This is a genomic window from Alteromonas sp. ABH4_454 (genome assembly GCF_056311775.1).
The window spans coordinates 1,846,830-1,860,648 of the sequence record NZ_CM149972.1; the positions used below are offsets into that span (position 1 = coordinate 1,846,830).

Sequence of the window (13,819 nt, forward strand, 5' to 3'; positions counted from 1 at the left end):
CCTTTATTATACGTAGTTCCAGAAAATACGAAACCCTTTGATTAATCAACAAGGTGTAGAGGTTTATCACGCTGCGCTTATGCAGCTAAGATGTCTTGTTAAATATCTTGAGATACTAGGCACATAATAAAAAAGCCCCCGTTAAAGACGAGGGCCTAAGGCTGACTTCATGAGTTAACTAGATATCCGTTGGTGGAAGTTTATCTATTGCTGTCTTCAGCACTTCAGACTCTGTCGGAGAAGCTTGTTGTCACATCAGTGCTACCTTCTTTAGACATATCGCCCACTAAGTCACTACCAGTATCAGACAACGTATTTTCGTTGCCCGAATCAGTGGATGTAGGCTCAGTTGAAGGTAGAATTAAATCTTCTGGTGGAAGATCTATATCTACAACATCAACTGTTACCTCTGTCACTGGGCCAGCGGTTACAATATCGCCTTCTTCTGGAAGGGTAATTGTGTCTTCTGGTAATGTTCCAGAGGTGATAGGTTGTGGCGCTGCGCTTTCAGGCGTTGAAGCTTCAGGCGAAAGCGGGCTTGTACCCTCGTCCGGCGCGGTGGGGATAGGACCACCAATATCAACCGTATCAAGCTTGGTACCAGACAGGTCGATAGTGTCGCCACCGCCAAAACCATCGCCCACATTATTACCAAGCGTGCTCACTTCCTCTTCAGGTAGCGTAATAATTTCAGGCGTGCTCTCTACGGGTTCGGTTATCGCTGAAGGCTCTGTGCTCAATAGGGGCGCAGTAGCCTCGTTTTCTGGCGTTACCAATCGAGTTTCAGCATTCAGATCGACTGTTTGAAGCGTTTGCCCTGTTAGGTCAATCACGTCAGGTGCTGTAGGCTCGTCAGTAACAACGGTGCCGCTGCTATCTGATGCACTTACAGATTCAGATGAAGTGGTTGTTACTACTTCAGGTACACCTTCACCCGATGCCGTCACAAACACATTAAACTCTGCCTGCTCGACAGTACCGTCTGGATATTCGATACGGTAAGTAAAGGTATCCGTTAAGGTACCACCAAATACGGCTAGCGTGTTGTCCGGGGTATAAGTGTACGCGCCCGTTTGGTCAATTTGCAGCGTACCGTAATCACCAACTAACGTAATGCCGCCAGTGGCATCTTGGAAGTTTGTTCCATCTGTCGAGATGTACACTTTATCTACGCTATCTTGGAAGACGTCATTCTCGAACAAATTGCCTGTAGCGGTTTGCGCGCTGCTAAATTCAAACTGGTCAAGGTAATTGATGGTCGAGGATAGGTCTACACTAATGCTGCCAGCTACGCCAAGGCCAGTCGTACCGTTCATCGACAAACGGTACAAACCTTCAGTTAATCCGTCGACAGTGAGGACGGTATCGCCATCAATGCCTAATAAGCTAATTAGCTCGCCGTTAGGGAAAACCCTGTACGCTTCCCATGCTCCGTTTTCAAACTTTTCTACGGTAACAGTAAGGCTTGAAACCAGTGACAGTAGACTGCCATTGTCAACGTTTAACGTTATATCTTGAGTTGTATTTGACGCTACGGCAAATGTATTGCTGGTATCGTTAAAGCTGCCACCTAGCCCCAATAAATATCCATGAGAAAGCGCATCAGTTTCGTTAAGGCCTGCATCAGTAGCAAAATCATAAGTCAATTCAGCACGGGCCGAGTCTGCCGATACACCTTGCCCAGATAGATTGAAATTTAAGTTCGCGGTAGAGGTATTCCTGCCATCTGAAATGGTGTAGCTGAAGCTATCTGTATTGCCTAAGCCGTTGCGCACGCCGTTGGCTACATAGGTGTAGCTACCGTCTTCAAAGATGGTGAGGTCGCCATAGTCACCTTCAATAGTAATGCCCGATAGCCCAGTGCCCAATACAGTCACCGACTCACCATTGGTATGGGTAACTTGCGTCACTACGCCGCCCTCAGCAATGCTGTCCGCTACGTCGCCAGTATTAGCGGCATCGATAACATTCCCCGATGTTGTCGTGCTACCTTCAAACTGATACTCCGTTAGTGTTGAAGTTATATCGGTAGACTGAAGCAAGGTAAGTGTATTGCTTAGCAGTGCCGCTGCAACAGCATCTAATACGGTATCTACCAGTGCACCTAACCCTAATAGATTAAGTCCCGTGGTAATGGTACTCACTAAATCGCCGGCGCCAATAGCATCTGCGGTGCTTAAGGCTGGCTCAAGCACAAGGTTTCGCACAACCGTACCCAAACCAAGTCCATTTAATATACTGGCTTCAGTGCCGTTTAGTGCGTCCTCAACAGCAGTTAGCACCACCTCTTGGTTTTCTTCGCCAAGCACTACGCCGCCATCACCTAATTCTGTTAGCGTAATCGAGCCGTCGCTATTTTGATCGAATAGTGTCTCAAGGGCACTTTCATCATTGCGCACGACCACGGTGTAATCACCCGCAGGTAGCCCAGAGAATTTCGCAACCAGTGTATCGTCACCAGTTACTCCGATTAGGTTTACGCCAGCTACATCACCTATTAACGGATTGTCCGGCGTCATAGCTGAGGCGACCACGTTGCCATCGGCATCTATAATATCAATACGATACGAATCAGCGACGGCGACTAAGGCGGTTTGGCTAACTTCTACAACCACTTCGCCAAAGAAACCAGCATCAACGGTAAGCGTTGTGCTAGCCTCTGGCGAGCCCGCTGCTGGCGAGCCTTCGGTTAAGCCAAGCACTTGGAAGTCACTGTCGCTAACTGGTGCATTTACAATGGCCGTTTGTGCGCCCAACTCCATGTCATTGTTATCGGTTTGAGCTACTACTGGCGGGAAGTCGCTGCCAGATATGGTTATGGTAAGCGCCGCAATATCAGAAGTTTCACCATCTGATAGGGTGTAGTTAAACACTTCGTCCTGGCCAATTGCACTACGATCGCCGTCGGCGGTATAGGTGTATGTGCCGTCTGCGGCAATTTCCAGTACGCCATAGTTACCTTGAATAGTAACGGTGCCGGAAGCAGGTACAGCCACACTATCACCAGAGGCGTTGCTAACCAGTGTTACTTGGGCACCGTCTAAGATAGTGTCGGCACCTACGCCGCTAATATCACCGTCGATTAGGTTGCCTTGGGCCACCAAATCACCCGTATAGGTGTATTCGGTTAATGTGGTGGTGATATCAGTGTCTTGCAATAGGGTTAATGTATTGCTGAGCAATGCATCGGCAATGACACTTAGAATGTCATCAAGGAAGCCAGTTAAACCAATTGCATCAAGAGGCGCGGTAAGTAAATTAACAAGCTGTCCTGCGCCAATTACTGTGGTTGTATCTAGAAGTACTTCTAATACGCCCCTTACTTGCGTGCCAACCGTACCAATTGGAATACCTAAAACCCCGGTATTTAACGTTGTTTCAATAGTATCAAGGACGACAGCTTGATTGTCTGGCCCAAGTACAACGCCAGCTGAACCAAGTTCTTGAAGGTTAACATCGTTACTATTGTCGTTGTCTAGCAAGTCTTCTAGTAAGTTCTCATCATTGCGGACCACCACACTGTAGTTGCCAGCATCAAGGCCTGCCAACGTGAACGAAATGGTCTCGTCGCCGGTAACATCAAAAATGTCTAGGCCACCGACATCGGCAAGTTGTGAGTTTGCACTTACTCCTTTGTAAACAAGTTGACCACTCTCGTCATACACCTCAACAATGTAGGCATCGGCAACAGCAACCAGTGCTATTTGGTCAACTTCTACTAGCACTTCACCTACATGGTTAGGAGAAACGGTAAAGGATGCACTCGCATCAACACCGCCCGTAGCCTCGGCTAAGCCGATAACATCTACGTTGCTCGTAGTTTCCGGTGGGTTGACCGTGACCACAGGTTCGCCCATATCAACGGTGTTACCGTCGTTTATAGCATCAAGAGCCTGTACAACAACATTTTGACTTGCTGTGCTTGCTAAGTTACCTGCTTCGTCGGTGACTGTTGCCACCACCGCGTAGGTACCTGCTGGTAGCGTTGTGCCTGTTAAATCAAGGCTCCAGTTGCCGCTGCCATCAATGGTAAGTTCAGGATCGGTGCCAAAAGTATAGGACGTACCGTCAACGGTAACGGTTAGGGTAGTATTATCACCAAGGTCAACCGTACCATTAAAGATAAGTGTGCTATCGCTAGTAATAAAGTCGCCAGCTACGCCAGAGTCGTTTGAGATACTGTCGAACGTTACTGTTTGACCATTATTGTTTTCATCAATAGTGGTATCGATAACGACTGTACCAGTGTCAGTTGCAACATTGCCTACAGCATCTGTGGCGGTAACCACAGCCGTGTAATTGCCTTCAGCAAGCAGGGCGACGATATTATCAGCCAACGTCCACGTGCCATTACCATTGTTGGTAGCGGTGTAATCATTACCGTCAATGGTCACCACCACAACCGCATTCGGGTCGTTCACCGTACCGGTAAGCTCAGGCGTGGTGTCGTTGGAGGTCAGATCGTTTATTGCAACCGTAGGTGCGGTGGTATCAATTACCACTGTTCCTGTATTGGTGACAGTATTACCCGCGGCGTCTGTTGCGCTTACCGACGTGGGGTAGCTTCCTTCTGCTAGCGTGGCAACTATGTCATCGGCTAGTGTCCAGGTACCGTCACCATTGTTGGTAGCGGTGTAATCGTTGCCGTCAATGGTCACCACCACAACCGCATTCGGGTCGTTCACCGTACCGGTAAGCTCTGGCGTGGTGTCGTTGGTAGTAAGATCGTTTATTGCAACCGTAGGCGCGGTAGTATCAATTACCACTGTACCTGTATTGGTTACCGTGTTGCCAGCAGCGTCTGTCGCGCTTACCGATGTAAGGTAGCTGCCTTCTGCAAGCGTTGCGACTACGTTGTCAGCCAGTGTCCATGTACCGTCACCGTTATTGGTAGCTGTATAGTCGTTGCCGTCAATCGTTACCACCACAACTGCATTCGGATCGTTCACCGTACCGGTAAGCTCTGGCGTGGTGTCGTTAGTAGTAAGATCGTTTATTGCAACCGTAGGCGCGGTGGTATCAATTATTACAGTACCAGTGTCGGTACCGGTATTACCCGCGGCGTCTGTCGCGCTTACCGAAGTCGGGTAGCTGCCTTCTGCAAGCGTAGCAACTGCGTTGTCAGCCAACGTCCACGTGCCATCACCATTGTTGGTAGCGGTATAGTCAACGCCGTCAATGGTGACCACTACAGTAGCCGTTGGGTCATCAACCGTACCCGTTAGCGCAGGCGTAGTGTCGTTGGTCGTTACATCATTGATGGTTACGACAGGTGCCACTGCGTCTACCGTGTCAGATGCAGGCCCACTGGTGTTACCCGCTTCATCGGTAGCCGTTGCCGTTACTACAACACCATCTGCCAATGGTGTATCTGGCGTTACGCTCCAATTGCCGTCGCCATCTGCTGTGATGGTGAAATCAGGCGTGCCGTCGCCATCAATATCAACATTAACCACGCTGCCTGCTTCGGCGGTACCGGTAATTTCTGTGCCGTTGCCTGCATTCACGGTAGGCGCTGCTGGCGCAGTGGTGTCAATCACCACAGTACCAGAGTTAGTTCCGGTGTTACCATCGGGGTCAGTAGCAGTAACCGTTGCGGTATAGCTACCTTCAGCCAGCGCGGCAACGATATCGTCAGCCAGTGTCCAGCTGCCATCACCATTGTTTGTAGCGGTATAGTCTGTACCGTTAATGGTAACGACCACAACTGCATTCGGGTCGTTCACCGTACCAGTAAGTTCTGGCGTGGTGTCATTGGTGTTGAGATCGTCAATACCTACCGTAGGTACAGTGGTATCAATTACCACTGTTCCCGTATTGGTGACAGTATTACCCGCGGCGTCTGTTGCGCTTACCGACGTGGGGTAGCTGCCTTCTGCAAGCGTAGCAACTGCGTTATCAGCTAACGTCCAGGTACCGTCACCATTGTTGGTAGCGGTGTAATCATTGCCGTCAATCGTTACCACCACAACCGCATTGGGGTCGTTTACCGTACCGGTAAGCTCTGGCGTGGTGTCGTTGGTGGTCAGATCGTTTATTGCAACCGTAGGTGCGGTGACATCAATTATTACCGTACCTGTATTGGTGACAGTATTGCCCGCGGCGTCTGTCGCGCTTACCGAAGTCGGGTAGCTGCCCTCTGCTAGCGTAGCAACTGCGTTGTCAGCCAGTGTCCAGGTGCCATCACCATTGTTGGTAGCGGTGTAATCATTGCCGTCAATGGTCACCACCACAACTGCATTCGGATCGTTCACCGTACCGGTAAGCTCAGGCGTGGTGTCATTGGTAGTAAGATCGTTTATTGCAACGGTAGGTGCGGTAGTATCAATTACCACTGTTCCTGTATTGGTGACAGTGTTGCCCGCGGCGTCTGTTGCAGTAACAGATGTTGGGTAACTGCCTTCTGCTAGCACAGCAACTGCGTTGTCAGCCAGTGTCCAGGTGCCATCACCATTGTTGGTAGCGGTGTAATTATTGCCGTCAATGGTCACCACCACAACCGCATTCGGGTCGTTCACCGTACCGGTAAGCTCAGGCGTGGTGTCATTGGTAGTAAGATCGTTTATTGCAACCGTAGGTGCGGTGGTATCAATTACTACAGTATCAGTGTCGGTATCGGTATTACCCGCATCGTCAGTTGCAGTAACAGATGTTGGGTAACTACCTTCAGCGAGTGTAGCGACTACGTCATCAGCCAGTGTCCACGTACCGTCGCCATTATTTGTAGCGGTATAGTCGTTGCCGTCAATGGTGACTACTACAGTAGCCGTTGGGTCATCAACCGTACCCGTTAGCGCAGGCGTAGTGTCGTTGGTCGTTACATCATTGATGGTTACGACAGGTGCCACTGCGTCTACCGTGTCAGATGCAGGCCCACTGGTATTGCCCGCTTCATCGGTTGCTGTTGCCGTTATTACAACACCATCTGCCAATGGTGTATCTGGCGTTACGCTCCAATTGCCGTCGCCATCAGCGATCACGGTGAAATCTGGCGTGCCGTCTCCGTCTACATCCACATTTACCGTTGCGCCCGCTTCGGCTGTGCCGGTAATTTCAGTGCCGTTGCCCGCTTCAACCGTAGGCGCTGCTGGTGCTGTGGTATCAATAACCACTGTACCTGTAGTTGTACCCACATTACCTTCTGGGTCTGTTGCAGTAACCGTTGCGGTATAGCTACCTTCAGCAAGTGCCGCCACCGCATCGTCAGCCAGTGTCCACGTGCCATCATCGTTATTGGTGGCGGTATAGTCGGCTCCATTGATGGTAACAACCACCGTGGCTGTTGGGTCGTCAACCGAACCAGTAAGTGCCGGCGTCGTATCGTTCGTTGTTAAATCGTTGAAGGCAACCACTGGTGCAGCCGCGTCAACCGCGTCTGAGGCTGGGTTGCTAATGTTACCCGCTGCGTCAGTTGCCGTTACGGTCACAATTACGCCATCGGCAAGCGGTGTATCAGGCGTAATGCTCCAATTACCGTCGCCATCAGCGATGACGGTGAAATCAGGCGTGCCGTCACCATCAACGTCCACATTTACGGTTGCGCCTGCTTCAGCGGTACCGGTAATTTCTGTGCCGTTGCCCGCATCCACAGTAGGTATCGCAGGTGGTGTAGTATCAATCACTACCGTTCCTGAATTTGAACCCACATTGCCATCGGCATCCGTGGCAGTAACGGTAGCGGTATAGCTACCATCTGCAAGTGTAGCCACTGCATCGTCAGCCAGCGTCCAGCTTCCATCACCATTGTTAGTTGCGGTGTAGTCCACACCATCAATGGTCACTACTACGATAGCATTTGGATCGTCAACCGTACCGGTTAGCTCTGGTGTGGCGTCATTAGTGGTTAAGTCATCAATCGTGACGACTGGCGCAACAGCATCTACTGTATCTGACGCTGGTGCACTACCATTGCCAGCTTTATCAACCGCCGTGGCCGTAACAACCACGCCATCGGCAAGCTGTGTATCAGGCGTCACGCTCCAATTGCCGTCACCATCTGCTGTGACAGTGAAATCAGGCGTGCCGTCGCCATCAATATCAACATTAACCACGCTGCCTGCTTCGGCGGTACCGGTAATTTCTGTGCCGTTGCCTGCATCCACGGTAGGCGCTGCTGGAGCAGTGGTGTCAATCACCACAGTACCAGAGTTAGTTCCGGTGTTACCGTCGGCATCAGTAGCAGTAACCGTAGCGGTATAGCTACCTTCAGCAAGAACCGATACCGCATCGTCAGTCAGTGTCCACGTGCCGTCACCATTGTTGGTAGCGGTATAGTCGTTGCCGTCAATGGTGACTACTACAGTAGCCGTTGGGTCATCAACCGTACCCGTTAGCGCAGGCGTAGTGTCGTTGGTCGTTACATCATTGATGGTTACGACAGGTGCCACTGCGTCTACCGTGTCAGATGCAGGCCCACTGGTGTTACCCGCTTCATCGGTAGCCGTTGCCGTTACTACAACACCATCTGCCAATGGTGTATCTGGCGTTACGCTCCAATTGCCGTCGCCATCAGCGATCACGGTGAAATCTGGCGTGCCGTCTCCGTCTACATCCACATTTACCGTTGCGCCCGCTTCGGCTGTGCCGGTAATTTCAGTGCCGTTGCCCGCTTCAACGGTAGGCGCTGCTGGTGCTGTGGTATCAATAACCACTGTACCAGTATTCGTACCGACATTTCCTTCTGGGTCGGTTGCTGTAACCGTTGCGGTATAGCTACCTTCAGTAAGTGCCGCCACCGCATCGTCAGCCAGTGTCCACGTGCCATCACCGTTATTGGTGGCGGTATAGTCGGCACCGTTGATGGTAACAACCACCGTGGCTGTTGGGTCGTCAACCGAACCAGTAAGTGCTGGCGCTGTATCGTTCGTTGTTAAATCGTTAAAGGCAACCACTGGCGCAGCCGCGTCAACCGTGTCTGAGGCTGGGTTGCTAATGTTACCCGCTGCGTCAGTTGCCGTTACGGTCACAATTACGCCATCGGTAAGCGGTGTATCAGGCGTAATGCTCCAATTACCGTCGCCATCAGCGATGACGGTGAAATCAGGCGTGCCGTCGCCATCCACGTCCACATTTACGGTTGCGCCTGCTTCAGCGGTACCGGTAATTTCAGTGCCGTTGCCCGCATCTACAGTAGGTATAGCAGGTGGTGTAGTATCAATCACTACCGTTCCTGAATTTGAACCCACATTGCCATCGGCATCCGTGGCAGTAACGGTAGCGGTATAGCTACCATCTGCAAGTGTAGCCACTGCATCGTCACCCAGGGTCCAGCTCCCATCACCATTGTTAGTTGCGGTGTAGTCCATACCATCGATAGTCACTACTACGATAGCGTTTGGATCGTCAACCGTACCGGTTAGCTCTGGTGTAGCGTCATTAGTGGTTAAGTCATTGATTGCAACGACTGGTGCTACAGCGTCTACTGTATCTGATGCGGGCGCACTGACATTGCCTGCTTCATCAGTGGCCGTGGCCGTAACAACCACGCCATCGGCAAGCTGTGTATCAGGCGTCACGCTCCAATTGCCGTCACCATCTGCTGTGACAGTGAAATCAGGCGTGCCGTCGCCATCAATATCAACATTAACCACGCTGCCTGCTTCGGCGGTACCGGTAATTTCTGTGCCGTTGCCTGCATCCACGGTAGGCGCTGCTGGAGCAGTGGTGTCAATCACCACAGTACCAGAGTTAGTTCCGGTGTTACCGTCGGCATCAGTAGCAGTAACCGTAGCGGTATAGCTACCTTCAGCAAGAACCGATACCGCATCGTCAGTCAGTGTCCAGCTGCCATCACCATTGTTTGTAGCGGTATAGTCTGTACCGTTAATGGTAACGACCACGATGGCGGTTGGATCGTCTACCGAACCGGTAAGTGCAGGCGTGGAGTCATTAGTCGTTAGGTCGTTAAAGGCAACGATTGGCGCAACAGCGTCTACTGTGTCAGTCGCTGGGCTACTTGTATTGCCTGCTTCATCGGTAGCTGTTGCCGTCACAACCACGCCATCGGCAAGCGGTGTTGTGGGTGTTACTGACCAGTTACCATCGCCATCAGCAGTCACTGTGAAATCAGGTGTGCCATCACCGTCAACGTCTACGTTTACGACAGCGCCTGCTTCGGCTGTGCCGGTAATTTCGGTACCGTTGCCTGCATCAACAGTAGGCGCAGCTGGCGCAGTAGTATCGATAACACCGCCATTTTCGTTTGCGGTTGCCGTATTGCCCGAGGCATCAGTGGCAGTTGCAGTGACAGAATAATTACCTTCAGATAAGGCCGCTGGCACATCTACAGAGAAGGTGCCATTAGCTTGAACAATGGCGTCAAAGGTTTGCGTATTACCAGCATTATCAGTAACGCTGATGGATACGGTGCTGCCTGGCGCAACATCCGTAGTGCCAGAGATGGTTGGTGTTGTGTCGTTTCCTGTACCAAGCGCATCCAAGGTTAAGTCTGGCACGGCGGTGTCAATATTTCCGCTGGTAGTATCAGACGCCGAGTTTCCAGCGGCATCAGTGGCGGTTGCAGTAACATCGAAGTTTCCGTCTGCCATTGCATTGGGCACGTCGGCGCTGAAATCACCGTTACTATCGACAATAGCCGTAAATGTCTGTTCTGCTCCTGCGCTGTCGGTGACGGTTATGGTCACTGAACCACCTGGGCTTAAATCGGTGCTGCCAGTAATTGTTGGCGTGGTATCGTTACCTGTGCCTTGTGCATCTAAGTTGATAGTCGGCGCGGTAGTGTCTACGCTACCGTTTGCTTCAGTGACAGTAGTCTCATTGCCTGCTGGGTCTTGGGCAACGGCGGTGACGGTATAGCCTCCTTCGGCCATTGGGTTGGGCACATCTGCCGAGAAACTGCCGTCTCCCTGAACGGTTGCATCGAAGGTTTGGCTTACACCTGCGTTATCCGTAACCGTAATCGTTACTGTCGCGCCTGCAGGCAGGTCAGTATTCCCTGATATTGTAGGCGTTGTGTCGCTGTCTGAGGCCAGTGTATCTAACGATAGAGTAGGGGCTGTTGTATCAATAATACCTGTGTTGTCTACGACGGTAGTGCTATTACCCGCATCATCATTTGCCGTGGCTTCAACACTGTATGCACCTTCAGCTAGAGGCGCAGGCACATCCACTGTAAAGTTTCCATTTACATCAACAATCGCTGTGAGGGTTTGAACATTTCCGGAGCTGTCAGTTACCACAAGCGAAACTTCACTACCCTGTGCAAGATTTGTGCTGCCAGATAGGGTAGGCGTTGTGTCATTGCCTTCCTCAAGTGGTGTTAATGTTAATGATGGTGCTGTAGTGTCTATGCTTCCAGCATCACTCGCTGTTGCTGTATTACCTGCCTCATCACTGATGGTAGCGCTTACCGTGAAGCCGCCTTCAGCTAAGTCGGTTCCTGGGGAGATAGAGAAAGAACCATCGGCCTGTACCACTGCACTTAAGGTCTGGGTCGCACCAGCGCTATCCGTTACCAAAATAGTAACCACTGAGCCCGCAGGCTCATCGGTTGTACCGGTAATGAGTGGCGTCGCGTCGTTAGTGGTATCGGCAACATCTATAGTAAGTGTAGGTACTAGAGTATCAACTACGCCTGCTTCGTTATCGGTTGTACTGTTGCCTGCTGCATCAGTGGCGGTTGCTGAAACAGTGAAGTTTCCTTCAGCCATCGCCGCTGGTACATCGGCAAAGAATACGCCGCCCGCGGCAACCAATGCAGAGAACACCTGTGTATTACCCGCACTATCAACAACAGTTATTTGCACTGTAGAACCTTGCGGTAAATCTACAGTACCGCTTATGGTTGGGGTTGAGTCGCTAACTGTACCTGGCTCGTCCAGCGTAATAACAGGTGAAATTGTGTCGATTACGCCGGTTTCAGCGTCGGACGCTGTATTACCAGTCTTCATCAACAACGGTAGCCTGAACTGTGTAGGTACCCTCAGCCAAGGTGGCGGGTACGTCTACGCTAAAAGAGCCGTCGCTTTGCACGGTTGCTGATAAGGTTTGTATATTGCCAGCGTTATCGGTGACGGTAATTGAAACCGTGCTTCCGGCTGGCTGGTCTGTCGTGCCGCTAATGGTTGGTGTTGCATCATTACCTACACCCGGATCTGCCACATCAATAGCCGGTGATGTGGTATCTACCACACCGCCAGTTTCAGAGTCAGAGCCGGTATTACCTGCGCCGTCAGTTACTTCTGCGACAACAGTGTAGCTACCTTCGGCCAGGTCTGACGGTACGCTTGCGCTGAAGGTGCCATCTCCTTGTACTGTTGCAGTAAAGGTTTGAACTGCTCCAGCACTATCTGTCACTGTTAAGGTGACAGTGGCACCAACTGGCGCGGTAGTTGTACCTGAAATAAGAGGCGTAGCGTCGTTTGTCTGACCAAGGGCATCTAGCGTAATGTCCGGGGCGCTAGCATTAATATTGCCGCTATCCGTCACTGTCGTGCTATTGCCCGCAGCATCGCTCGCACTGGCTGTTACATCGTAATCGCCATCAACTAGCGCGCTGGGTACTTCAACTGAGAAAGTGCCATCCGCGTTTACCGTAGCGGTAAGGTTCTGTACATTACCGCCTGCATCGGTGACAACCAGTGTAATTGTTGCTCCCTCTGGCAAGTCGGTAGTACCGCTCAAAATTGGCGTTGCGTCATTGCCGCTGGCCACAGGATCTAAGTTGATAACAGGTGGAGTGGTGTCAACTGTACCGTTGTTATCAACCGCTGTGTTTTGATTACCTGCATCATCAGTCGCCGTCACTTCTACTGTGTAATCGCCTTCTGCAAGGTCAACCGGCACATCAGCGCTAAAGCTACCGTTCGCTTGAACGGTGGCAGTGAAAGTTTGCGTATTGCCTTGGCTGTCAGTCACGCTAATCCTTACAGTGTTGCCCGCAGCCAAGTCGGTGGTTCCCGATATAGTCGGTGTAGCGTCGTTGGTTAGGCCTTGTGCGTCCAACGTTACGGTAGGGGCTGCTGTATCTATGACACCGTTATTATCTATTGCCGTTGCTGAATTACCCGCATCGTCAGTCGCAGTGACAGTCACACTGAAACTGCCCTCAGCTAAATCGGCAGGAACATCAGCACTGTAAGTGCCATCGTTTTGAACGGTTGCAGTGAATGTTTGGGTATTTCCAGCGTTGTCTGTCACGCTTATGCTAACCGTGTCGCCAGCATTGAGGTCTGTGGTGCCAGAGATAGACGGCGTTGCATCATTGCCAAGCCCTTGTGTATCGATGGTTATTGATGGGGCTGTGGTATCAATGTTACCGCCATTTTCGGTTACCGATGCACTATTGCCGGCGCCGTCTGTGGCGGTCGCAGTAACAGAATAGTCACCTTCAGGTAAGCTTGCAGGAACATCAGCCGTAAAGCTTCCATCACCTTGCACTATGGCACTGAATGTCTGTGTGTTTCCAGCACTGTCAGTCACAGTTAGCGTTACAGTGCTACCTGGCGCTAAGTCGGTGTTACCTGAAATAGTCGGCGTTGTGTCGTTGCCAGACCCAAGAGGATCTAACGATAGGGTAGGCGCGGCTGAGTTTATGTCGCCGCTCACTGTATCTGTAGCAGTATTGCCTGCAGCATCAGTGGCCGTTGCAGTAACGTCGAAGTTTCCGTCTGCCAAAGGATTAGGCACATCTGCACTAAAGTCGCCATTAGCATCAACAGTTGCAGTAAACGTCTGCTCAGTGCCAACACTGTCAGTTACGGTGATAGTTACTGTGCTTCCTGCTGCTAGGTCGGTATTTCCGCTAATAGTAGGCGTGTTATCGTTACCTGTACCAAATGGATCTAAGGTAATCACTGGT

Annotated in this window: 2 protein-coding genes; both read right to left on the reverse strand. The window is 51.1% G+C overall.

From position 1 onward, the window contains the following. Window positions 1-224: 224 nt before the first annotated feature. Window positions 225-11,909: a BapA/Bap/LapF family large adhesin gene (locus ACYX4W_RS08090; RefSeq protein ID WP_476075224.1), complete on the reverse strand. Its 11,685-nt coding sequence runs from the start codon at window positions 11,907-11,909 to the stop codon at window positions 225-227. Beyond that, window positions 11,896-13,815 (reverse strand): beta strand repeat-containing protein, encoded by a 1,920-nt coding sequence (locus ACYX4W_RS08095; RefSeq protein ID WP_476075225.1) that lies wholly within the window; start codon window positions 13,813-13,815, stop codon window positions 11,896-11,898. The genes ACYX4W_RS08090 and ACYX4W_RS08095 overlap by 14 nt, the downstream gene beginning before the upstream one ends. Window positions 13,816-13,819: the final 4 nt, after the last annotated feature.

What these genes read in the sequence shown, in the direction of transcription:
- ACYX4W_RS08090 (WP_476075224.1), bottom strand. Translation starts at nt 11,909, where the DNA reads ATGAAGACTGGTAATACAGCGTCCGACGCTGAAACCGGCGTAATCGAC.